This is a genomic window from Natrarchaeobius chitinivorans (assembly GCF_003841505.1).
In the GTDB taxonomy this organism is placed as follows: Archaea; Halobacteriota; Halobacteria; order Halobacteriales; family Natrialbaceae; genus Natrarchaeobius; species Natrarchaeobius chitinivorans.
Window position 1 is genome coordinate 225,363 of record NZ_REGA01000002.1, and the last position, 24,079, is coordinate 249,441.

General features: G+C 63.5%; 19 protein-coding genes. 11 read left to right on the forward strand and 8 right to left on the reverse strand.

The window, feature by feature from the left end; genetic code table 11:
- Window positions 1-14: 14 nt before the first annotated feature.
- The 8 genes from EA473_RS03530 to EA473_RS03565 are packed head-to-tail and all read left to right on the forward strand — an operon-like array spanning window position 15 to window position 7,436.
- Window positions 15-230 carry a cation:proton antiporter gene (locus EA473_RS03530; protein ID WP_394341294.1) on the forward strand — a complete coding sequence of 72 codons (216 nt, stop codon included), beginning with the start codon at window positions 15-17 and terminating at the stop codon, window positions 228-230.
- The gene (gene mnhG / locus EA473_RS03535; protein WP_124194291.1) at window positions 227-637 is read left to right on the forward strand and encodes a monovalent cation/H(+) antiporter subunit G; all 411 of its coding nucleotides are present in this window, start codon (window positions 227-229) and stop codon (window positions 635-637) included. The genes EA473_RS03530 and mnhG overlap by 4 nt, the downstream gene beginning before the upstream one ends.
- Window positions 634-1,182 (forward strand): DUF4040 domain-containing protein, encoded by a 549-nt coding sequence (locus tag EA473_RS03540; protein ID WP_124194292.1) that lies wholly within the window; start codon window positions 634-636, stop codon window positions 1,180-1,182. The genes mnhG and EA473_RS03540 overlap by 4 nt, the downstream gene beginning before the upstream one ends.
- Complete coding sequence (locus EA473_RS03545) at window positions 1,182-1,682, forward strand: MnhB domain-containing protein (protein ID WP_124194293.1); 501 nt, start codon at window positions 1,182-1,184, stop codon at window positions 1,680-1,682. Before EA473_RS03540 ends, EA473_RS03545 begins: the two co-directional genes overlap by 1 nt.
- On the forward strand, window positions 1,675-2,046 hold the full coding sequence (locus tag EA473_RS03550) for a cation:proton antiporter subunit C (protein ID WP_124194294.1): 372 nt from the start codon (window positions 1,675-1,677) through the stop codon (window positions 2,044-2,046). The genes EA473_RS03545 and EA473_RS03550 overlap by 8 nt, the downstream gene beginning before the upstream one ends.
- Complete coding sequence (locus tag EA473_RS03555; protein WP_124194295.1) at window positions 2,039-3,628, forward strand: proton-conducting transporter transmembrane domain-containing protein; 1,590 nt, start codon at window positions 2,039-2,041, stop codon at window positions 3,626-3,628. Before EA473_RS03550 ends, EA473_RS03555 begins: the two co-directional genes overlap by 8 nt.
- Window positions 3,628-5,607 (forward strand): proton-conducting transporter transmembrane domain-containing protein, encoded by a 1,980-nt coding sequence (locus tag EA473_RS03560; RefSeq protein WP_124194296.1) that lies wholly within the window; start codon window positions 3,628-3,630, stop codon window positions 5,605-5,607. The genes EA473_RS03555 and EA473_RS03560 overlap by 1 nt, the downstream gene beginning before the upstream one ends.
- Window positions 5,604-7,436 carry a Na(+)/H(+) antiporter subunit D gene (locus tag EA473_RS03565; RefSeq protein ID WP_124194297.1) on the forward strand — a complete coding sequence of 611 codons (1,833 nt, stop codon included), beginning with the start codon at window positions 5,604-5,606 and terminating at the stop codon, window positions 7,434-7,436. The genes EA473_RS03560 and EA473_RS03565 overlap by 4 nt, the downstream gene beginning before the upstream one ends.
- A 43-nt stretch (window positions 7,437-7,479) precedes the next feature.
- On the opposite strand, the gene EA473_RS03570 is transcribed toward EA473_RS03565, so the two are convergent.
- The 4 genes from EA473_RS03570 to EA473_RS22130 all read right to left on the reverse strand — a co-directional run bounded on the left by EA473_RS03570 (window position 7,480) and on the right by EA473_RS22130 (window position 11,884).
- On the reverse strand, window positions 7,480-8,604 hold the full coding sequence (locus tag EA473_RS03570) for a tyrosine-type recombinase/integrase (RefSeq protein WP_124194298.1): 1,125 nt from the start codon (window positions 8,602-8,604) through the stop codon (window positions 7,480-7,482).
- 184 nt (window positions 8,605-8,788) lie between these two features.
- Complete coding sequence (locus tag EA473_RS03575; RefSeq protein ID WP_124194299.1) at window positions 8,789-10,402, reverse strand: alkaline phosphatase family protein; 1,614 nt, start codon at window positions 10,400-10,402, stop codon at window positions 8,789-8,791.
- Between the two features lie 334 nt (window positions 10,403-10,736).
- Window positions 10,737-11,747, reverse strand: coding sequence for a lipid II:glycine glycyltransferase FemX (locus tag EA473_RS03580; RefSeq protein ID WP_124194300.1), 1,011 nt, complete (start codon window positions 11,745-11,747; stop codon window positions 10,737-10,739).
- Window positions 11,744-11,884, reverse strand: a complete 141-nt coding sequence (locus EA473_RS22130) for a hypothetical protein (protein WP_165875193.1) — start codon at window positions 11,882-11,884, stop codon at window positions 11,744-11,746. Before EA473_RS22130 ends, EA473_RS03580 begins: the two co-directional genes overlap by 4 nt.
- Window positions 11,885-12,222: 338 nt before the next feature.
- On the opposite strand from EA473_RS22130, the gene EA473_RS03585 reads away from it, so the two are divergent.
- The gene (locus EA473_RS03585) at window positions 12,223-13,275 is read left to right on the forward strand and encodes a DUF1616 domain-containing protein (protein WP_124194301.1); all 1,053 of its coding nucleotides are present in this window, start codon (window positions 12,223-12,225) and stop codon (window positions 13,273-13,275) included.
- 674 nt (window positions 13,276-13,949) lie between these two features.
- The gene (locus EA473_RS03595) at window positions 13,950-15,767 is read left to right on the forward strand and encodes an MFS transporter (RefSeq protein ID WP_124194302.1); all 1,818 of its coding nucleotides are present in this window, start codon (window positions 13,950-13,952) and stop codon (window positions 15,765-15,767) included.
- Between the two features lie 629 nt (window positions 15,768-16,396).
- Here EA473_RS03595 and EA473_RS03605 read toward each other — a convergent pair.
- Window positions 16,397-17,557 (reverse strand): glycosyl hydrolase, encoded by a 1,161-nt coding sequence (locus EA473_RS03605; RefSeq protein WP_124194304.1) that lies wholly within the window; start codon window positions 17,555-17,557, stop codon window positions 16,397-16,399.
- 391 nt (window positions 17,558-17,948) lie between these two features.
- Here EA473_RS03605 and EA473_RS03610 point away from each other — a divergent pair, with 391 nt between their 5' ends.
- Complete coding sequence (locus EA473_RS03610) at window positions 17,949-20,474, forward strand: right-handed parallel beta-helix repeat-containing protein (protein WP_243645181.1); 2,526 nt, start codon at window positions 17,949-17,951, stop codon at window positions 20,472-20,474.
- Between the two features lie 181 nt (window positions 20,475-20,655).
- On the opposite strand, the gene EA473_RS03615 is transcribed toward EA473_RS03610, so the two are convergent.
- From EA473_RS03615 to EA473_RS03625, 3 genes are all read right to left on the reverse strand, one after another.
- Window positions 20,656-21,798, reverse strand: a complete 1,143-nt coding sequence (locus EA473_RS03615; RefSeq protein ID WP_279387629.1) for a glycosyltransferase family 4 protein — start codon at window positions 21,796-21,798, stop codon at window positions 20,656-20,658.
- Window positions 21,799-21,878: 80 nt separating this feature from the next.
- A complete protein-coding gene (locus EA473_RS03620; RefSeq protein WP_124194306.1) occupies window positions 21,879-22,844 on the reverse strand; it encodes an NAD-dependent epimerase/dehydratase family protein in 966 nt (321 codons plus the stop codon).
- On the reverse strand, window positions 22,841-23,809 hold the full coding sequence (locus tag EA473_RS03625) for a sugar phosphate nucleotidyltransferase (protein WP_124194307.1): 969 nt from the start codon (window positions 23,807-23,809) through the stop codon (window positions 22,841-22,843). The genes EA473_RS03620 and EA473_RS03625 overlap by 4 nt, the downstream gene beginning before the upstream one ends.
- Window positions 23,810-24,079 lie beyond the last annotated feature (270 nt).

The following is a 24,079-nucleotide window of genomic DNA, read 5'->3' on the forward strand; positions in this document are numbered from 1 at the left end:
TCGTCCTCGCGATCATGATGTTCTACCGGGCAGTCGCCGGCCCGACGACCCAGGATCGACTGCTCGCGGTGAACGTCCTCGGCACGAACACGGTCGTCATTCTCGCATTGCTCGCGGCAGGACTCGACGAGCCGTGGTTTCTCGACGTCGCGTTGATCTACGCCCTGCTCAACTTCCTGATGGCCGTCGCCATCTCGAAGTTCACCGTCGAACGGGGTGGTGTGCTGTGATCGAGGCCGCGCGCTTCTGGGCGATCGTCGTCCTCGTCGTCGCCGGGCTGTTCTTCACGTTCGTCTCGGCGGTCGGCGTGATCCGCCTGCCGGACATCTACGCCCGCGCTCACACCGCCTCCCAGACGGACACGCTGGGAGCGGGCCTCGCGCTCGCGGCCGTCGCGCTGGCGCTCGGCTGGCAGCAAGCTTCGGTCTACACCGTATTGCTGCTGTTTTTCGTGTTCATCACGAACCCGACGGCTGCACACGCGATCGCCCGCTCGGCAGCCGAAACCGGGATCGAACCGGTGACCGCCGATTCGGCGGCGGACGGCGACACCCGAGAGCCGAGCACCGCGTCGACCGACCGGAACTCGAGCGACGACGACGGCGGTTCCGACGTCGACGGGGGTGAGACCGCGTGAGCGCGTTCGCCTACGCCCTCGTGGTGTTCATCCTGCTCGCGGCGCTGGCGACGGCGCTGTTCAGGGACGTCCTCTCGGCGATCGTCGTCTTCGGCGCGTACAGTCTGGGAATGGCGATTCTCTACACGTTCTTGCTCGCACCTGACGTGGCGATGACCGAGGCGGCCATCGGAGCCGGCGTCACCACCATCCTGTTGCTGTTGACCATCGCGCGCACGTCTCGGCCGCCGACCGACCGACTCTTCGAGCGGATTCACCTGCCGGCGGTCGTCGCCGTCGGCGCGTTCGTGCTCGTCCTCTTTACCCTGCTCGGGGACATGTACGCCGTCGGCGATCCGAACGCGCCGGTCTGGGGCTGGGAGGCACTCGAGACGACGCCGTCGGTCTACTACGTCCAGGAAACGTACGCGGACACCGGCGCGCAGAACGCCGTCTCGGCCGTGCTGGCGTCCTACCGAGGGTTCGACACCTTCGGCGAGGCGGTCGTGGTCTTCGCCGCCGGCATCGCGGTCTTACTCGTGTTGAAACGGGAGGTGTTCACGTAATGTCCCGCACCGATACGTACGACGACACCTACACCGAGAGTCAGGTGATCATGACGTCGGTCAGGATCATCGCGCCGTTTACGCTCACCTACGGCATGTTCATGAGTCTCCACGGAGCCGACACCCCCGGCGGGAGCTTTCAGGGCGGCGCGATCATCGGCGTCACCGTCCTGATGCTCGCGTTCGCGTTCGGCATCGAACCCACTCGCCGGTGGCTGAAGAACTCGTTCGTCGTCGGGCTGGTCACCGCCGGCGTCGCCATTTTCATCGGCACCGGTCTCGCGACGATCGCACTCGGCGGGAACTTCCTCGAGTACGACGCGTTCGTCGAGACGTTCGGCATCGCCCACTACTGGGGGATGGAGGCGATCGAGGTCGGCGGCGTCGCGCTGATCGTCGCCGGCGTTGTCATCACGCTCTTTTTCGCGACGGCCGCGGGCTTTACGCCCGACGGCCGCGGCGAAGAGAGTTATCAGACGGAGGTGACCGAGGATGATTGAACTGCTGGCGTCCCGGTACGCCTACGCGCTCATGTTCGTCCTGCTCGGGATCGGGCTGTACATGATGATCGCCAACGAGAACCTCGTAAAGAAGCTGATCGGTGTCAACCTCTTCCAGACCGCGATCTTCCTGTTTTTCGTCGCGGTCGCCTTCGTCGAGGGTGGGCGGGCACCGATCGTCCCGGCCGACCCGAACCCCGGCGAGATTGCGATGGCCAGCCCGCTCCCACACGTCATCGTGCTGACCGCCATCGTCGTCGGGATCGCGCTGACCGCCGTGGGGCTCGCGCTCATCGTCCGCATCTACGCGGAGTACGGAACCCTCCGCGAGGACACTCTTCGGGAGGTGCGTGCCGATGAGTAGCGTCGAGTTGCTGCCGGCGCTGTTGATCGCCGTGCCGATCCTCATGGCGACCGTCCCGATCGTCCTTGGACTCCGATTCGACCGGACTGGGTGGTCGGTCACGGCGATCACGACCGCCGGGATGTTCGCGGCGACGGCGTACCTCGCGGCCGACGTCTACGCGACTGGCCCCGTCGTTCACGTCCTCGGCGGCTGGGGGGAGCCCCAGGGTATCGGCATCGAACTCGTCGCCGACGAGTTCTCCGCGCTGATCGCCCTGCTCGTCGCCGCCACCGCGGCCGGGCTGCTCGCGTACACCCGCGTCGGCGGCCCCCGCGGGAACACGTTCTACGCGGGGTACCTGCTGTTGACCGGCGGATTGCTCGGGCTCACGATGACCGGAGACGTCTTCAACATGTTCGTCTTCCTCGAGATCGTCGGGCTGGGAACCTATGCGATGATCTCGAGCGGCGACGGCCCCGAGTCCGCGGTCGCGGCCCTGAAGTACCTCATCTTGGGCACCGTCGGCGCGTCGCTTTACCTGATCGGCGTCGGCTTCCTGTTCATGGCGACCGGCGCGTTGAACATGGTGGTTCTCGGCGATCTCGTTCCGGAGCTGATGGCCGCCGAGGGCGAACCGACGCTGCTTCGGGCCGCGTTCGCGTTCATGTTCGTCGGCTTCGCGCTGAAGGTCGCCCAGTGGCCGCTGCACACCTGGCAGCCCGACGCCTACCAGCACGCACCGGACGGCGTGACGCCGCTGATCGCCGCCCTCGTCTCGACCGTCTCCGCGTACGCGCTCGGGCGCGTGATGTTCACCGTCTTCGGCCCCGAGTTCCTGACGGCCACGCCGTACCTGACCGAGATCGTCGTGACGGTGGGTGCCGTAAGCGTCGTTGCGGGCAGCACGCTCGCCGTGATCCAGCTCGACGTCAAACGGATGCTCGCGTACTCGTCGGTCTCGCAGTTCGGCCTCATCGTCGCAGCCTACGGCCTCGTCACGGAGGTCGCGCTCCTCGGTGCGATCGTCCACCTGATCGGTCACGGGATGATGAAAGCCGGGCTGTTCGTCGCGGCCGGTATCGTCGCGCTCGGCTACGGTGCGCGGACCGTCGACCAGTACGCCGGCCTCGCCGGTGAGCGACCGGTTACCGCCGCCGGAATGGCCGTTCTCCTGATCGCGCTGGTCGGCATCCCGCCGTCGATCGGCTTCATCGGCAAGTGGTACATCGCCGTCGGCGCCGTCCAGGCCGAGTCCTGGCTCGTCGCCGGCGTCATCTTCCTCAGCACAATGCTCACCCTGGCGTACGCCGCCAGATTGCTCGAGAAGATGTACTTCACACCGGCGTCGACGCTCGAGTCGCCCCACGCGCCGGACGCGGTCGCGACCGATGGCGGTGACGGCGACGCCGACGAAACTCCCGCGGTCGCCGGAGACGGCGGGCGACTCGCGGACGCTGACCGCCGTGGATCGCCCGGTGCGGTCTCGTTCGGAATGCTCGCCGTCCTCGTCACCGTCGCGGTCACTGCGGTCGTTCTCGGCTTCGCCGGCGGTGCGTTCGGCGACCTGCTCAAGCCGTTCGTCTCGGAGGTGTTCAACTGATGGCAGAAGAATCCGTCCTGCCGCTGGCCGCCGTTCTCGTCTCGGCCGTCGCGGTGTTTCTGATCGTCGCGTCGTATCGCTACCCGAACGTCCGCGAAGGCTGGTCGGTGCTGGCCGCGCTGGTCAAGTTCGGAATCGTCGCGAGCATGCTGCCCGGCGTCATGGACGGCACCGTCTACGAGTGGAGTCTCGCCGACTCGCTGGGCGTCGAGTTCCTCGCGGGGGTCGACTTCGTCCTGCGCGCCGATCCGCTCGGGATGCTCTTTGCGATGCTCGCGAGCTTCCTCTGGATCTTCACCTCGTTTTACGCCGCGGGCTACATGCGCGGGCTGGACGAACACGCCCAGACCCGATTTTTCGCCTCGTTCGCCGCCAGCCTCTCGACGGCGCTGGGAATCGCCTTCGCGGGCAACCTGGTGACGATCTTCATCTTCTACGAACTGCTGTCGCTGGTCACCTACCCGCTGGTCGCCCACAACGAAGACGACGAGGCGCGCATCGCCGGCCGGAAGTACCTCGCCTACACGTTCTTCGGCGGCGGAGTCTTCCTGCTCGCCGGCACCGTTCTCGTCTACTGGCTCACCAGCGGCGTCGATCCCGCGGGCGAGGGCACCCTCGCGTTCGAAACCGGCGGCATCGAACTGCTCGCGGAGGCGGCCGCGGCCGAGCCGGTCTTCGCACAGGCCGCCTTCTTCCTCCTGATCGCCGGCTTCGGCGTCAAAGCCGCCGTGATGCCGCTTCACTCCTGGCTTGCCGACGCGATGGTCGCGCCGACGCCCGTCTCCGGGCTGCTCCACGCCGTGGCCGTCGTCAAGTCCGGCGCGTTCGGCGTCGCGCGGGTGATACTCGAGGTGTTCGGACCCGGGCTCATCCACGACCTGCCGCTGTCGGTGCCGGGCGTCGGCGAGGTCGGGCTGAACGTTCCGGTGGCGATACTCGCTGCGTTCACCCTCACCGCGGCGAGCATTATCGCGTTGCGAAAGGACCACCTCAAGCGTCGGCTCGCGTTCTCGACGACTGCACAGCTGTCGTACATCGTGCTCGGGCTGTCGCTGCTTCACCCCTACGCCATCCTCGGGGCGCTGTTTCACATCCCCGCACACGCGTTCGGCAAGCTCACCCTGTTCTTCTGTGCGGGGGCGGTCCACGTCGAGACACACACCGACTACGTCAGCGAGATGGCCGGCATCGGAAAGCGGATGCCGCTGACGATGTCGGCGTTCGCCATCGGCGCGGCCGGGATGGCGGGGATGCCGCTGATCGCCGGCTTCGTCAGCAAGTTCTACATGCTGATCGGTTCCGGCACCGTCGGCGGCGGCTACTGGATCTTCGCCGCCGCGTTGATCGTTTCCGGCGTTCTCAACATCGCCTACCTCTGGCCGGTCGTCTACACCGCGTTCTTCGAGAGCGAGGAGCGCCACGACGCCAAGCCGCTACTCGAGTTCCCGCCGGGCGGAAAGCGGGAGTCGTACGTCGCTGACGACGGCGCGGTCGCGACCGACGGCGGGAATCCCGCCGACGATGACGACGAACACGCCCCCGGCGGACAGCCCCGTCCGGTCGACGACGACGAGGGAGACACGGAAGCGAAGGGGGCCGGCACGCCTCTCGAGGACGAAACGGACGACGAGGGGTACGAGTACGCCGTCGATCAGTATCCGAGCGATGCTGACGTTCCGGGCGGTCACGACGGCCACGGGGATCACGCCGACGGACACCACGATCACGGCGACCACCACCACGGCGGGCCGCCTGCCGGCGGCTGGGAGCGCCGATCGCCGTTTTCCGAGAGCACCTGGCTCATGATCGTTCCGATCGCCGTCATCGCGACGGGCGCGGTTACGCTCGGCGTCGTCCCCGACTACGCCGTCTTCCTCGAACTCGTGATCTACATCGTCGAGAGTGTCTTCGGCGTCGACTCCTTCGACGAACTGGGCGGCCTCTCGCTGGCCGAGGCTATGGAGGTGATCGACGAATGATCGAACCTGACCTGCTAACGTACGCCTACCCGCCGCTGCTCGTCTTCGCGGCGGCGCTGCTCGTGCTCGTGTTACCGAGGGCGCTCGGCTACGCGGCCGGAGCGCTCTCGCTCGCGTCCGTCGTCGCCGTCGCGCTGTTCGCGCCCGAGGGCGCACACCTCACGACGACGTTCCTCGGATTTGCCGACATCCAGCCGTTCTACGTCGACGAGTTCACCCGAATGGTCGGCGGCGGGCTTGCGTTCCTCGGCACATTCGGCGTGATCTACGCCTACTCGAGCGACGCGCCGCGGGTGATGGCGGCGTTCGCGCTGGCGTACGTCGCGTCGGCGCTCGGCGCGGCCTTCGCGGGCGACTGGCTCGTCCTCGTGTTCATGTGGGAGATCATGGCGCTGACGAGCACGCTGCTGGTCTGGCACCACGGCGGCGACGCGGTGCGGGCGGGCTACCGGTACGCCATCGCCCACGGCATCGGCGGCAGCCTGGTGCTGTTCGCGGTGATCGCCCAGTACGCCGTCACCGGCTCGTTCGCGATGGTGACGGAGGCGGGCGAGACGGTCGGCATGGCCGACGGCCTGCCGCTGTTGCTGGCCGTGCTCGGTATCGGCGTCAACGTCGCGTTCGTCGGCTTCCACACCTGGCTTCCCGACACCTACCCGCGACCGCACTTCGCCGCGTCGGTGTTCCTCGCGGCCTTCACGACGAAGACGAGCGCGTACGTGCTCTTTCGCGCGATTCCGGACGGTCACCTGTACCTGGCGTACATGGGCGGCGCGATGGCCGTCTACGGCGTGATCTTCGCGCTGCTCCAGCACGACATGCGCGCGCTGCTGTCCTACCACATCCAGGCCCAGCTCGGCTACATGGTCGCCGGGATCGGAATCGGCACGGCGATCGGCGTCGCCGGCGCGATGGGACACCTCTTCAACAACGTGCTGTACAAGAGCCTGCTGTTCATGGCCGTCGGGGTCGTCATCTACCGCACGGGCGAAAACGACCTCTACAAGCTCGGCGGGCTCTGGCGCGAGATGCCGCTGACGGCGATCGCGTTCGCCATCGGCGCGCTCTCGATCACCGCCGTTCCCGGCTTCAGCGGCTTCATCAGCAAGGGAATGGTGTTAGACGCGGCGGATCCGGGCTACTACGGCGGGCCCGAGTACCAGGCGCTTTACTGGCTGCTGTTCATCGGCGCGATCGGAACCTTCCTCTCGTTCATCAAGCTCGGCTACTACGTGTTCCTGCACGGTCCCGCCGAGTACACGGTCACGGACGCGACGACCGGACAGACGGTGGCGATGCTCTCCGTCGGCGGAGCCTGCGTCGTCCTCGGCCTGCCGGCGATCGGGTGGCCGGTGTTCGCGGACCTGTTGCCACTGGTCGACGGCGTCACGGTAACCGAGATGGACACGGCGCTCAATCCCTACAGCGCCGGTCACCTGACCGACGCCGCGATCTTGATCGCCGTCTCCGCCGTCGGCTTCAAACTCATCCGCAAACCGCTCTCGAAGATCGACTACTCCGACCCCGCGCTGATCGTCAACCCGGCGACGTACTACGTCGGTCGCATCTCGATGCTGTCGGTCACCGAACTGTACGCCGCCGTCGACAGCGCCGTCGTCGGCTTCGTCAAACGCTGCTACTGGATCGGAAACAACCCGGCGATCGCGGCCGACGAAGCCGCACGCCGGCTCCCGATCGTCGACGTCGAGGAGCGCCAGCCCGCAGATGGCGGCCGCCCCTCGAGGATTCATCTGCGGATGAGCATCGGCACCACCGTCCTCGTGTTGACGATCGTACTGACGGTGATCCTCTGGCTGCTCGTCGGCTGATCCGGACTGGCGTCGATACTTATGGGGAAAAGCTCGTCGGCGATCAGTTCGTCTCGGAACCCGTATCGGATCCGCCCGGGTCACTCGAGTCCACGACGATCGGTCGATTCACCGGAACGGCGAGAGCCCGTTCGCCAGGCGTTCGCAGGGCTGGCTGGGAGCCGGTCGCCTCCCGTCGGAATCGATCACCGTCTGTCGGACCGTCCCGCGAACTCAGGTAGACGCCGTCGACGTCGATGCCCGCGTCGGCACAGAGGCGCTTGAGAACGGACCGTGCTCCTTCTGTCGTGATCGCCGGCGGCGCGATCGCTCGGTCGCGGGCGAGTTCGGTCGCCGTTCGCCCGTCGAGGAGCGTATCGATTTCGTCGTCGTCGTGGCCGCGCTCGCCGAGACGTTCGCGAACGTGGCGGGCGATCGACGGGGCGTGACGGGTCGGGAACAGCGGCCAGTCGTTCGTCGGCGGATCGAGGACGACTCGATACCGTCGGAGCGGCGTTCTGGCCCGCGCGAACATTGTGACGTCCTCGAGACGCTGGGACTTTCCGAGCACTCGAATCGTTCCCGTGTAGAAATCGACGTCGTCCCACGTCGCGCCCGTTCGCCGGTCGTCCTCCGGGACGCGAAACAGTTCGGCCCCGCGTGCGCCAGAGTGTGCGAGGACGGCGACGAGCGCGTACTCGCGAAGGCGACGGAGACGTTCGTCTTCGTCGGCCGAACCGAGCGTCGCCTCGAGGGCGCGTTCCCGGACGTAGGTCTCGAGACGGCGGCGCTGGTCTACCGACCAGCCGGCGTCGTCGGTTTCCGAGTTGCCGGACGGTAGTGCGGACTCGGCAGTCTTCGTTGCTGCCGGATTGTCGGCGATGATCCCGCCCCTGACACACCAGGAGAGAAACGCCCGAACGACGGCGAAGTAGGTCCGTGCAGTCGACGGGGTGTACTCTCCGCGGCTGGTTCGCTCGCGAAGTTCTACGGCGTACGAACGGAGATGTCGGGGCTGGAGGGCGAACAGGGAAACGATCCCGTGTTCGCGCTCGATCCACCCGGTAAACCGACGGAGAATCGACTCGGCGTTCGCCGCGTACGCTCCAGCGCCGGAGCCGGTGGGATCGCCGACGGCTTTCCGCTGGAGATACGCGGCGACTGCATCCTCGATTGCGACGTCGGTCACGGCAGCGTCACCTCGTCCCGTAACCCGCGCTCGATCGGTGACGGTGAGAAAGGTCCCCGTGGACAAGCAGTCCGGGTCCCTCCGTCAGCGAACGGATCGGACCGGTGCCCGTGGTCGACACACAGGAGCATCCACCCCATACTGTTTCGCGACCGTAAATCTGTGTTTCGGTCTGACACCCTCGTCACTCGAGGTAGCCCAGATCCGCCAGTCGCCGTTCTACTCCCTCGTCGGCCGTATCGGTCGACGAGATCCCGTCGAACCGCGGGTACGATTGCGTTCCGGGCGATTCGACGCACGGAAGCGGGGAGCCGTCCATCCGCTCGTCGACGGGCACGCCGAACGTAGCCAGGACCGTGGGTGTGACGTCGAAGAGGTGTGCATCGCCGAGGCCGGCAGCGTGATCGACGTCCGTGCCGCAGGCCGCGAACGTCCCCTGGAGTTTGTGGTTCCACGGCTCCGACGGAGGGCCAAACCGTTCGCCTCGAAGCGTCGCCGACAGAAAGTGATCGAAATCCGCGGGAACCGTCACGACGTCGACGGCGCGGTCGCTTTCGGGGCCGTGGAAGTACTCCTCACGTGGTCGAACCTCCTCGAAAACGGGGTCGCCGTCGGGCGTTCTGACCGACCGAAGTGCGTCGATGAGTTGCACGCGGACGGTCTCGTATTCCGCAGCCGGAACGACGCCATCGGGATCGCGCCCCTCGAGGTTGATGCGGACCCCGAGTTCGATCCGGGAACGGACGTACACCGCGGAGTTCGGAAAATCGACCTGGTCGGATCCAGCACCGACGACGCTCGCCGGCGCACGCGTTGCGACGAACTCGTCGAGTCCGAGGCGTTCGAGGACGGCACCGATTCGCTGGCTCGTGAGGCCGACTTTCGCAGCACTCGCCATCGTTCGCTCGGCGAGCCCCGGCTCGTACTCGTCGGCATCGATACCCCGTTTCAGGTTGTCGTCCCGGACCGTCGCCCACGTCGGCATGCCCTCGCCGCCGCGTTTGGTTTCGACGTGGCCCTCTCCGCGAAGGAACTCGTTGACGCGAAACTCCGTTCCGTCGTACGGTCCCATTCCGTGATCGCTGACGACGATGACGTTTTCCGGCTCGTGTGCTTCGAGGATCGAATCGAGTTGGCGGTCGAGTTCGCGGTAGATCGTCCGAATCGCGGCGTCGTTTTCCGGCTCTTCGTGAAAGATCGAGTCGGTCGCCTGAAACTCGAGAAAGCCGAAGTCCGGATCGAACCGATCTGCGAGGTACTGGAAGCTTTCCCCGCGCATGCGCACGCAATCAGAGTAAGCTTGGCCGAGATCGCCGGCGTCTTTGTCCGGGTACACGCGGTACTCTCCGATCGCATCTCGAACGTCCGCGAGCAATCCGTCGGGGTGGCAGTCGGGATTTTCGGGTGCGGTGTAGCCGGGGATCACCGCTCCGTCGAACTCCCGTGGGGGATGGGTCACCGGCACGTTGACGACGACACTCGTGAATCCGTGGTCGTCGAGTAACTCCCACAGCGTTCGCTCGTGGACGTCACTCGAGTTCACGACGTCCCAGTCGTATCCGTCGAACGAGAGAAATCCGAACACGCCGTGTTTCCCGGGGTTCATGCCGGTGTAGAGCGAGGGCCACGCCGATGCGGTCCACGGCGGGATCTGCGATTCGAGTGATCCGCTCGTTCCGTTCCGGTAGATCGACTCGAGCGTCGGGACCTCGTCGTCTTCGAACAGGGGTGCGAGGACCCGGTCGCACGCGGCGTCGATACCGACGAGCAGCGTCCGGAGGGAAGATCCGTCGTTCATCGACGACGACTGCACCGTCCCGTCCCTTGGTTATGGACGCTGTTAATACAGGGAATCCGATGCCTTCGGACCGGCTGGTCGTCCCTTCGGACCGGATAGTCGTCCCTTCGAACCGCCCGGTGGTCTTTTCGAGCCAGCTTCCGTTCCCTTCGAAACGTTCGTTGAACCCTATCCACTCCGCGAGAGGTCAAAGCAGGTGGTGTGTCGAACGGGTTAGCCCATAGGGAGTATCGGAGGAGTTCATCGGTTCCGCACGAAAACGGGACACACCGTGGAAGGCCGGCTTTGGAATTTCCGATCGGCTACGATACACCCTATCAAAACGCGGCAGGTGTTATTTCACGCTATCGTACACCGATGCGGCTGTACGCATTCCCCACGAGCCGTACTCGAGGCTGTAGTAGGTTCGCAGGTCGGGGTTGAACTTCGCCTTGTACCGGTTGATTCGGCGGGTGTCGGCACCGACCAGATCGTACGTCTCGAGGCCGGATTCGATCCCGTCTTTCATGATCGCCCAGTCGAGCAAATCGTTCGTCGGCACGTCGACGTCGGCGTCGGTTCGGACGCCGCCCATCCACCGGCCGGTCCGCCCGCCGTACTCGAGCGCGAGGATGCCGCCGACGAACTCGTCGTCGACGCACAGCGTGTACGGGCGGACGTGTCCGTTCTCGGATCGGTCGGCGAGGTCGAGGACGAACTCGAGGGGAACGTCGAATCCGATCCCCTGGGACTCGTATCGGTTCGAGACCTGTTCGTGGATCAGCCGGATCTCCTCCGATCCGCCGACGCCGACCTCGTAGGCCTCTTCGTCGGTGTTTCGAACGTTACTCCGTGCGTCGCTGCTGAAGGTCATCAGGAGATCGTCTTCCGGGAGGGTGAGATCGACCGTGTAGGTGTACTCCGGGTTCGCATCGTATCCGTGCCACGTGAACGGGCGCGCGTCATCGAACGCCGTCGCCGTTCGGACGTGACCGTACTTCGGGTTCAACTCGTCGTCGATCCACTCGAAACAGCCGTCCATGAACCGTTGGCGTCGCCGTTCGCGCTTGCGTCGTTTTGGAGACTGATGATCCAGTAACGCCGGGCCGAGATACGGCACGCGAAGGTGTGGCGGCGGCGAGAACACGGTCGTCACGAACTGCTTTCTGATCTCGAAGACGGGAAAGATTCCGACCGGTTCCTGGCCTTTGAATCCGACCAATGGGTGAAGAGTCGCGTTCGCGTGCTCGGCCTGGACCCGAAGCGCTTCGATTTCGTGACACATCGTGCCCTGAGCCGAGCGTCTGACGTACTCGTTCCACTCCGCTAAGTCGTCCTCGGTCGCGCGTCGAACGTCGATGCTCATCGTCGCGCCCCCTCACCCGTCGACCGCTGTCGGTCGGTGTCGGTCTGTTGTACGGTCGTCTGTGGGGGACGTTCGATGGGGCGAACTATCGTCTCCCGGTCGATGCTTCCGACAGTGTCGGTCGCTCGGCGGCTCATACTGGTCGAGTCGGTTTGGAGCCCCTTTGTAAGCGCCCAGTTTCCGCCGGGTCGGGCGGACGGCTCCTGCTGGTTACTCTCTCCAACGGTTCGGAACGCACGCAGTCGGCGGCTCGAGCAGATCAGCAAGCGGTCACTAGTACCGTTCCAACCGCCGGCTGACGAGCGAGATCGGCCCACACCGCAGGATTTCGCTCGTCAGTTCGGGTTTGGGATGGCACTGGTGGTCACCCTAAACCGGAGATTCCGGTGTCGACCCCCGCTTCTACCCCAACGTGTGAGTTATGCGATGAGTAACTATGTCCTGAACGATCGAGGAATCGATACCTAGCGTATAGATGAAAGATCGCTCGACCCAACCGTTTCAGCCGTTGACGACTGTCCGACAGGGAAGCAAACAGCTCGCCGCTCAAGTGCCGACCGATCTGGGCGGGGTCGCCGCGTTCGTCACCGTTTCTTTCCTCGTTTTGACCGTGTTAGACACGGGTTCCCCGTTCGTTCGGGTAATCGTCGGCTTTCCCCTCTTACTGTTCGTTCCGGGATATGCGACCGTCTCCGCACTGTTTCCACGCGCGCCGCCGAACCGAAATCACAGTCCGACTCAGAATGGATCCTTACGTCTCAGCCGGAACAGCGTGACCGTCCTCGAGCGCGTGGCGCTCGCGTTCGGTCTCAGTCTGGCGGTGCTCCCGCTTCTCGGACTGGTGATCGCCGCTTTCTCCTGGGAGTTTTCGACGCCGGTCGCCGTCACCGTAGTGTGCGTGTACGCGCTTTCGACCGTCTCGATCGCCGCGATACGGCGATCGCGCGTCCCGGTCGAAGACCGATACCAGTTCAGTCTTACCCGAAGCGCGAGTACGGTCTACGCGGCAATCTTCGACACCAGAACCACGTTTCACACCGCCATCAACGTAGTGTTGGTGGTCAGTATGCTTCTCGCGCTGACGACGGTCGGATACGCCCTGGTCTCTCCACAGGACGGCGAGCAGTACTCGAGCCTTCAGGTTCTAACCGAAGACGACTCGGGTGATCTCGTCGCAGACGGCCCCTCACAGGTCGAACCCGACGAATCGATGGAGTTCGTGATCGGTATCGAAAATCAGGAGGGTGAGGAGACCGAGTACACGGCAGTCGTCCAGGAGCAGTGGATCAACGACGGGGAAATCGTCGAACGCCACGAGTTAGACCGAATCGAAACAACCGTAAGCGATGGCGAGACGGTTCACGGCGACCAGAGCGTCACCCCGGTCGCCTCCGACGGCGACGTTCGAATCGTCGTCCTGTTGTACGAGGGTGAGGTCCCCGACGCGCCGACGACCGCCGACGCGTATCGGTACACCTACTTCTGGACGGAGATCACCGACGATGACGCAACGACCGACGGTGAGTAACGCCTGAAATAGCGTTTCACAGGAAAGCGGTCGCTTCCGTTCTATCGGTCCCACGGACACGTCGAGACAGCAATCCGTATCAGCCGTCTCTGTCGTCGCCATTGACGTCGGTTTAGAGCTGGCCACACGGAGGTAGCGCGGTTCGGAGCGTACGCGGTTCGGAGCGTACGCGGTTCGGAGCGTACGCGGTTCGGAGCGTACGCGGTTCGGAACGAACGAAGTGAGCGAGAACCGCGGAACAGCGAACGGGGAGGAACGACCCGTGAGCGGAACGAAGTGAGCGAGAACCGCGCAACAGCGAACGGGGAGGAACGACCCGTGAGCGGAACGAAGTGAGCGAGAACCGCGCAACAGCGAACGGGGAGGAACGACCCGTGAGCGAACGAAGTGAGCGAGAACCGCGGAACGGCGAACGGGGAACGCAGTGACCCGTGAGCGAGTGAAACAAGCGACAACCGCGGACGGTGCAATCGGTGTGCAATCGTTTCAGTCGTGACTATCGAATCTCGGCCCGGACGAAACGGGAACTCGAGAGTGCATCTCGGTTCGGCCGTCTCTCAGCGTGTTACCGAATAGCAAAAAGGTTGGGATCGGATGGAAGTATTATCGTACTTACCTTCGGCAACTGGTGAATAACAAGGACCGATATCGGACAACCGACGCGATAGCTTCGAATGGCCTCTCACGCTGCGGCTTCCGACGAACCGTACCGTAAACTGGCGCTCTCGGTTGGATTCTTGTCGATTACCGTCAGCGCGCTGGTTGCACACGCCTCGCCCGCGACCGGGTACGAACTGTCGATTTACACGATGACTCCGTCACTGGTCTGGGTGGGACTGGCGCTCGCGATGAGCGTCTCGCTTTCGGTGGCGTTTGCCCCCACGTCCGACGATGGATCGTGGTCACGCTCGAGTGCTCTCGTTCTGGGTGGGACCGCAATGACGGTCCTCGCAGGCTTGCCGATCATCCGTGGCTATCACTTCTTTGGCCACCACGATGCGATGACCCACCTCGGGTGGGCACGGGGTATCGCCGACGGATCGATTTCGCCATTTAGCCTCCTCTATCCGGGTATTCACACCCTCTCGGTGTTTATCAACTCGATCGTCGGCATCCCGATCAGGCACGCGCTGTTGCTCGTCGTGCTCCTCTCGACGCTCGCGTTCGTTGTCTTCGTCCCGCTCAGCGTCGCCACGCTCGTCCCGGATTCGCTCGCTGTCGCGATCGCGACGTTCGGTGCGTTCTTGCTCCTTCCGGTGACGTCGGTGTCGACGTTCATGCATCCACACGCGATGACGCAGACGATCCTGCTGTTCGCGCTGTTCGTCTTCGTGCTCCTGAAATACGTGACGGCCGAGGAGGGACGGTCGATGGGGATTCCGTTTCTCGTGGCGATCGTGGCCGTCGCGGCCGTCGTCTACCATCCTCAGTACGTCGCACACATGCTCGTGGTCTGTCTCGCTATCTGCGCCTTGCAGTTTTTCGTCCCCCGCATTCCGCTCGTCTCCCGAAGGACGACGGTTCGCCGGATCGCCGATCACCAGCGACTCTACGGGCTGACTCTGTTCGTATTCGGGATCTTCCTGCTCTGGTCGGCAAATCACGGATTCTTCTCCGGATTCGCCGGCCGGGCGGTCTCGTCGGCGGTCGAGTACCTCCTCACCGGATCGGGCGAGGCTGGAACGTCGATCGCCGCACAGGGCGGGTCGCTCTCGGCGATCGGTGCGAGTCTGACCGAGGCGTTTCTCAAGCTCTTCTTCCCGCATCTGGTCGTAACGTTGCTCGCGATGGCCGTAATCACCACCGCGTTTTTGGCGGGTCGACCGGCGCGGTTTCCGGACGTAGCGGCGACGACCGTTTATCTCGCGACGGGGCTGGCCGGCCTCACCGGGCTGTTCGTCGTCTACTTCGTCAGCGTGACGAGCGAGATGTACTTCCGAGTGTTCGGGTTGATGATGGTGTTCGCGGTGATCCTCGCCTCGATCGCACTCCACGAATCGATCCGTTCGCTCTCTGCAGTGATCTCTCCGAGTGCGGTTCGGACCGTCGCCGTCGCCTTCTTTGCCATCTTGATCGTTACCTCGACGGCGGCGTTGTTCGCTTCGCCGTACACCTACGGCCAATCCCACCACGTCTCCGAAACGCAGATGCACGGCTACGAGACGGCATTCGCGAACGCGGACGACGGTATCGAGTTCGCCGGCTTCGGACGCGCCCCTGACCGGTTTTCGGATGCCATTTTTGCAGCTGAGACGCGTACGAGCACTCACGCGACCGTCACACCGGAGACGTTCGAAGACGGGCCGGCTGACTACTACGGCACAGATCGGTACCTGGTCGTCTCACAGGTCGATCGTGATCGAGAACTCGTCGCATATCAGGGGCTGCATTACTCCGAGCACGACTTCGACTCCCTCGACAACCACCGCAACCTCGATCGAGTTCACTCGAACGGAGAGGTGACCACGTACCGCGTGACGACCGACGCTTGACATCCTCCATACGGCTCCAGCCGTGGGCTTTCGCCTACGCTATCTGTAATCGTCCGATCCGGTTCGGAACCTGCTGTGACTGCCCGATCGATGTGTGCTACCGTTCGATGGCTGTTCAGTGGCGTTCCAACCCAGAACGGTTGAGCGAAAATCTGCGGTGGGGTCCCATTTCCCTCAACAGTCGACGCGTGGAACGGTAGTGAACTACCCTTGCCTACTCAGCCGCTGGTGCGGCTTCCTTGAGGCAGGGGTTTCCTGTTTCAACGACGTTGTCAGACTGCGTCTGACAGCCTGTCGAGGTTCCCTCGACAAACGCGACTTGCAGACACACAACGAGTGTCCACAGCGGTCGCAGTCTTCACAGGCGTGTCTTCGGAGTGAACCACTCCTAAGTTGTCGCACGATGTCACGAGTCCAGTCGAGACTCTCACGCTGCTCGATCGTGGGGAAGAGTCGGTATCGTGGACTGTACTCCATGCGACTTGCTTTCTACTATCGGTTGGTGTTAGTTGAAAGTTCTGATCAGTGTGATAGAGACTCGTGCGGGCACTGTATCCCCGCCCTACTCGCTCACTTCGTGTTACTCCGTTCGCTCCTTGAGTACGGGGGCTTAGCGCCCTCATCTTCAGCTAAACCGCCTGGAATGAGGGCAACCGCCCACTCGAGTCTCGAGCGCTCGAGTCTCGAGTCAATTTCGAGAGTTGCCTGTGGGGAACCAGTTGAATCGTCCCGTCGTCCCGGTCGGTGTTGTACGGGTTGAGGAGTACGCCTCGAGACGGGTCCGCCGCGAGAAAGACGTAGGCGTTGGCCATCGGAACGGCGGAGCCCGGATTCCAGCGATCGACTGGCGTCGTTCGCTTCCGGTACGCGGCGAGTTCGTGCCAGTCGGTGAACTCCGACGCCGAGGAGGCGGCGACAACGGCCGCTCGGTCGGAGTGGACCGTCTGGGAATCGGGGCCGGTGCTGTCGGTTCCCGCCTCCTTCGACGTCGAGAACAGCACCCAGCGGTCGCCGTCGACGCGGAGCGTCTCGGCGTAGTAGACCGAACTCGAGACCTCGTGGACCGTTTCCGGGCGCGGATCGGCGGCGTCGAACTGGTTCCGGGACAGCTTTTGGATCGGCTTGGTTGCTTCGTAGACGCTGTCGACACCCCAGAGAACCGATGACGGTGTAAACGCGAGCTCGACGGCCCGCCACGACTGATCTCCGCTACCGACCGCTTCGAACTGACCGTCTCGAAGCCGTCCGATTCGACATTCTGCGTCGGCGTCGCCGGTCGTTACCCAGATGTCGCCAGTGTACGGATCCGTCTGAACCGCGTGGACGTGGCGGACGCCATCCAGTGCGGTGACCGTCGACCACTCGGCTCCGTCATCTGACTCGAGGATTCGGGGAGTCGTCCGACCGTCGAGGGGATACTCGCCCAGGTAGATCGATCCGTCCGCGACGCAAACGGCGCTCGGAAGGACGCCCATCGGTGCTGAGGACGCTGGCAACGTCCGAACGACGGACCACGTTCGGCCGTCGTCGGTCGATCGAAACAGCCAGCGATCCGCACTGGCCAGCAGGGTCTCCCCGACCGACCAGACGTTCACCGCCGGAAAGCGCCCGGTGAGGGTAGTCACGAGCGACCGGAAGGGTGGGGTGGTCTTCAATCGAAAGTCGATGCCGCTTCCAGCGGGTGCGGGAAGACGACCGACGTTCGTGGCTCCGTCCCCTTCACCCTCGAGATAGATCGATCGGCCGGCCGTCGCGAGGACCCGCCCGTTGTGAATCGTTTGGAGTTTCATGGTGGTTCGAATCCGCTGGTTCCGTTTGTACTTCCTCACGGCCGGTTCGGGTTTTGTAAACCACCGTCTGACCGTCTACGTGTTCAGAGAGTCACGATTCTCGGACGTACAGGCCGATCATTGTAATGAGACTCCCCTTTCTTTTCTTTTGATAGATAAGGTGAACTGATCTACAGGATATCGATATCAGGGAACCTGACGATTACCTCAACGACTCGAAATCGCGAGACGGCGACCACTTCGACGATATTCATAATTTCATGAATGTATATTTTCCCTGTTGAAAATAGAATATAGTTCCACTATTTCCTCATGAAAACATTATATTCTGGATATATTAGGAGTGTTTTAACAGAAAGTTTATACCGGTATGCTTGAATTACTCGAAAGCATGGCACGCGATCAACCGACGCTGGATGACGATAATATTGCCGCAACAGACGCTGACTCGGCCGAACAAGACCATAACGACACTCTACTTCGACGACGATCGTATCTCAAGTGGGCGGGGACCGCCGCGGGAGCGGCCTTCGCCACGAGCGCATCGGCTGCCGCCTCGAGCGGCGGGGCCGTATCCAACGATCCCGAAGTCGCAGACCTCGGCCAGATGTCCGAACGACGACTTTCGATTTCCGAGGGGGAAGACCTCTCGGCGTACGTCGCGAACGCGAGCGGCGGCGAACTACTGGTCGTTCCGGAGGGAACGTACGAGTGGAACCGAACGCTGTCGTTCTCCCGTCGCAACTGGGGAATCCGCGGCGACGGCGACGTGACGATCATGGTTCCCGGAAGGCGGGGACACGGCACGAAAAACGACTACGTACTGAACACGTCGGGCGAGAACGTCTTCTTCGCAAACCTCACGTTCGACTCGAGCGGCCGCCCGGCGACCGGGTTCCGCTGTATCGTCAACCGACGGGCGGAGTTTCGTAACATTACGGTCGCAAGCGACGGGCCACGAACGTGGAACCAGTCACAGACGAACATGTTCAACGTCGGTGCCGAGTCCTCGAGCGGCGAGGTGTTGCTCGACGGAATCGTCGCCTACAACAACGGGAACATCTCGCAGTACAACGGCGGCCAGTCCAGGATCGGGATCTGGTGTTCGCGATCGGGCAAGCTGACCGTTAGAAACTCCGTCATTTCCGGGTTCCCCAACAACGGCATTTACACGCGTATGCCAGGGGAGATGGAGATCGACAACTGCGTGTTCGCGAACAACAACGTCAGTAGTATCCGCCTGGGCGGGAGCAACGAAGTCGTCACGAACTGTACGTTCTATCTCGACGTCTCACGTGACGATACGACACACGCAGGCGGACGAGGAAACGCAAACGCCGGCGCGATCACCGCCGACAATCGCGGTCGGGCATCCAACGGAGGCTACGTCCGGGATTGCTCGTTCGTCGTCCAAAACATTCCGAACTCGACGGGTGCGATCAGGTTCCTCGACAACAACTGGATTCAGGTCGAGGACTGTCAGTTCCTGCTCGACCAGCGGGACGTCCCCGGCGTCGGCTGGAACAACCACGGATCGGTCCACCTTCGAAACCTCGTCTTCGACACGGAGAACGGTTCGGGTGCGACCGTCGCCGCACGGGGTGGAAACTACTCGACCGTCGAAGACGTCTGTGCCAGTTCCGACCTCTCGGACGGTGCGATCAACACGAGCAGTCGGGGTTGCAGCTTCGACTGGGACCAGGCCCACGACTATCCGAATCCGTCCTTCGAGAACCGGGATGATGGCGACTCCGGGAACGAGGACGAGGAACCACGACTCGGAAATACGATCGTTATCGACGGTAACGGCAGTTCCGAACGCGCGAACTACCAGTTCGCGGTCGACGGCGAGATCGACCACAGCGAGTACCACTCGGAGTACGGCACCGGCGGCGAAATCGACGGCGGAACGGTCGAAGGCTTCGTTCGCGGCGGCGCGGACGGCTTCCGGTTCGACGGCGAAGTGGTCGCGCTCTCGGTCGAGGAGGGACCGGTCGTCCGCGTCAACGGTGTCGAGATCGATCCCGACGACATCGGCGACGAGGAGGACGATTCGGGAAATGAAGACGACGGTCTCGAGCACGGACTCGAGATCGACGGCAACGGCAGTTCCGCCCGTACGGAGTATGAGTTCGCAGTCGACGGTGACGTCGACCACAGCGAGGAACTCTCGACGTACGGCATCGGTGGCGAGATCGACGGCGGTGTCGTCGAGGGATTCGTCCGTGGCGGCACGGACGGTTTCAGCTTTACCGGCGAACTGACCGATCTCGCGATCGACGGAAGCGCGATCGTTCGCCTCGACGGCGAGGAGATCGATCCGGACGAGTTCGGCGACTCGGAAGACGACGAAAACGAAGAGACAGAGCACGGTCTCGAGATCGACGGCAACGGCAGTTCCGCCCGCACTGAGTATGAGTTCGCAGTCGACGGCGAGGTCGACCACAGCGAGGAACTCTCGACGTACGGCATCGGCGGCGATATCGACGGCGGTGTCGTCGAGGGATTCGTCCGTGGCGGCACGGACGGTTTCAGCTTTACCGGCGAACTGACCGATCTCGCGATCGACGGGAGCGCGACCGTTCGTCTCGACGGCGAGGAGATCGATCCGGACGAGTTCGGCGACTCGGAAGACGACGGCGAGAGTCGACTTCCCAACGTCCTGGTGATCGACGGTGAGGGTCGTTCCGAACGATCGAACTACCAGTTTAGCGTCGACGGTGACGTCGATCACAGTGAGGACTTCTCGGAGTACGGCACTGGCGGCGAGATCGACGGCGGAACGGTCGAAGGCTTCGTTCGCGGCGGTGCCGATGGCTTCCGATTCTCGGGGCAGTTGACCTCCCTCGAGGTCGAGGACGGACCGTCCGTCCGCGTCAACGGTACCGAAGTCGATCCCGAAAGTCTCTTCGAATAAACCCCCACATACAACCGTCTTCGAGGAGACGGAGATCGATCCCGTTCGCTATAGTAATCGTTGAAACGGTTACCTCACCGATGCGGTCCGAGGCGACGACCCGAGGGCTCTCGAGCGTGGTCACTCGAACGGAGATTCGTTCGGCACGAACCCGTCCGGAACTGGCCGACAGCGGTCCGTCTTAGACGGCTGCGTCCGTGGATCTGTCAGCCCGGTGGGCCCGAAGTTCGGGAAGCTCTCGACTGTACACCTCGAGCAGTTCGTCGGTAATCTCCTCCCATGAGTACTGTTCTTCGATCTGCGTTCGGTTTTGCCGTCCCATCTGCTCGACTCGTTCCGGTGACTCCACGAGCGACTGGAGCGCGTCGTGAAGTTCGTCGACGTCGCCCGGTTCGACCAGTCTTCCGTGCTCGTCGTCGATCACTTCGGGAATGCTCCCGACGTCCGTCGACACGATCGCGTTTCCGCCGGCCATCCCCTCTAGCATTGCGATCGGGAGGCCTTCGGCGTACGTCGGGAGGACGTAGATCGATCCCTCGCTCAGTAGTTCTCGCTTTCGCTCCTCAGAGACGTAACCGTGATAGATGACGTTTTCGTGGGCGTCGGCGAGATCCGAAACCGACGACGACAGCGGCCCCTTGCCGGCGAAGTGTACCTCGAACGGCCGGTCGACGGTCGACTCGAGTCGGTCGATCGCCTCGACGAGTTCCGCGACGCCCTTGCGCTCGATCATGTTCGAGACGAACACCAGCCGTGGGAGATCGACTTCGAACTCGGGATCGTACGAGGACGGTTCGACGGCGTTGGGAAGGACGTGGATCGACTCCTCGTCGGTTCGCGTCGAGACCACGTCCCGCCAGTACGCCGAGAGGACGACGACGCGCTCGCTCGCGTCGAAGACGAGCGACTGGTAGCGTGCGAGAACGCGGGATTCGGTCGTGACGAACTCGTCGAACGACGAGCCGTGGACGTGAACGACGACCGGCCGATTCCAGACGTACGCGGCGAACAGCACGTAAAACGACGATCGGTAGAACGAGAACCGATGTGAAGTGTGAACGTGGACGAGGTCCGGTCGCCTTCGAAACGGGAACCTTATCGCCGCCCACAGGGCGAGCAGTACCGAGTAGACGAACCAGCCGACGCCGCTTCCGGCCGGCGCCATTTCCATGTCGTAACTCGAGACCGATACCCGATCGCTCAGCCGCCGGTGTTGTTCCTCGACGTACTGGTGGACGCCGCCGCCGCCGTAGGTGCCTACGATGAGCACCCGTGTCGAATCCGCGGACATACCCGTCCGAACGCGTCTCGAGGTGTTTGTTATGCCGCGGTTGCGCTCGGATCACCACGCGCGACCGGACGACAGGCGACGGCTACGTATTCCCCGGCTGATCGCAGGTCGTCTCATCGGGCGGTCGTCGTCCGCCGGGGCATCTCCGCGAGCAACTGTCCGGTCGCCGCCTCGACGGCGGCTTCGCTCGACCGCTCGGGCTCCCAGCCCAGCGCTGCGAGTTTCTCGATCGACAGACGCATCTTCGGGACGTCACCGGTCCAGCCCCGCTCGCCGCCAGTGTACTCGTAGTCGGGGTCGAGGCCCATCGCGTCGCTGACGACGTCCGCGATCCGGGTGACGGACGTCGTCGTCCGCGTCCCGAGGTTGAACGTCGCCACCGGCCCCTCGGCGTGTTCGAGCACGTAACACATCGCGTCGACGCAGTCGTCGACGTGGAGGTAGGACTTCTCCTGACGGCCGTCGCCGAGGATCCGCAACGACGTCGGATCCGCGCGCAGTTTGTCGATGAAATCCGGGATCACGGCGCCGCGCAACCGCGGCCCGACGACGTTCGCAAATCGGACGATCCTGGCGGTTACGTCGTAGGAGTTCGCGTACACCGAGAGGAGCGCCTCGTCGGCGAGCTTGCTCGCCCCGTAGGCGCTGATCGGCTCGAGGGGCGCGTAGTCCTCCGGCGTCGGACGGGGCGCTTCGCCGTAGACGGTCGACGACGACGTAAAGAGGATCTCGGGGACGTCGACGGCACGCATGCGCTCGAGTACGTTGTGAGTCATCGCGGCGTTCGACTCGAACTGTTCGCGCGGTCGATCGGTGTCGACGGACTTGCTCGCCGCGAGGTGGAACACGACGTCGACGTCGCCCGTAATCACGTCGGCCACGTCCTCGGCGTCCGTCAGGTCAGCGTGGACGAACTCGGCTTCGGGCGGAACCCACTCGCGGCGACCGTTCGAGAGATCGTCTGCGACGACGACCGCACAGTCCTCGAGCAGTGTCCGGACCAGGTGTGACCCGACGAACCCGGCGCCGCCCGTTACCACGACACGTGATCCCGACAGGGGTGACTCGTTCCGGTTCATGGTCCGTTAGAAATCTGCGTATGAGCGCCGACCAGCGCGCCGTTGAACTGGAGCCCGTCGAGATCGGTGTCCCGGTCGATGATCGACGACCGGACCTCGCAGTCGTCGATCGTCGCGTTCGGAAAGACGATCGACTCCGTGAGGTAGGCGTCGGTCACCTCCGCACCGCTCATCACGTGGACGTTCTCGCCCATCGTCGTCCCTTCGACGGTCGCACTCTCGGCCACGCGAGTCTCCCCCTCGAGGTGCCAGGCGACCGCGTCGAGATAACTCTCCGGCGTCCCGATGTCGAACCACGCCTCGTCGAAGGTGAACGCTCGGATCGCCTCCCGTTCGAGGAGCCACTGGACGAACCAGCCGGGTTCGTCCGGATTGTTTCCGTCCTCGAGATACGTCGAGAGCAACGAGAGCGCCTCCGCTGGAAAGCCATAGCAGGCGATGGAGACGAGCGAACTCTCCGGGTTCGCTGGTTTCTCAGTAAAGTCGGCTACCTCGCCGTCGTCGACGGCGACGACGCCGTAGGAGCTGGCACGGTCGACCGACCCGACGTCGTAGACGGCAAGCAGTGGCGACGTCCCGCTCTGGAACGCATCGACGAACTCCGAGACGTCGAAACTGAGCAGGTTGTCACCGGCGATCACGACCGTATCCTCTTCGATCCCCTCGCGCTCGACGAGCTGGGAGAGCGCTCCGACGACGCCGAGTTTCTCGGTTTCGGCGGTCGTCTCCTCGACCGTGAGCGTGAGCTTTTCGTACCGACTCGAGGAGAGGTGCTCACGGAAGTGATCTGCGAATCGTCGGTTCGTACTCACGAAGACCTCGGAGATGCGGTCGTCAGCCTCGAGTTCGGTGAATATTCGATCGATGACCGTCGCGTCACCGACCGGGAGGAACATCTTCGGCCGGTGTCTCGTGATCGGCCACAGCCGCGTCGCGTAGCCGCCAGCGAGGACGATTGCTTTCATATCCCTGTTCAGTCACGCACTCCGTTCAGTCATTGTTATGAATCTGGTAACGAATCGTATCCGATCGCTGACTCCGGAGGGACGTAATTTCGCCGTCGAACGGTCCGGTTTCCGGCCGGGAATCGGTCCGCTACGCTCGAGGCGTTACTGTCGAACAGAACGGTGTGACGATCGGTTGCCTTCTTCTATAGTCGCCACTGCACGTCACTGCACACCTGATCGACAGACCGATCGGCGATGGGTGTCTAAACCGTTGTAATTGTTTCTATA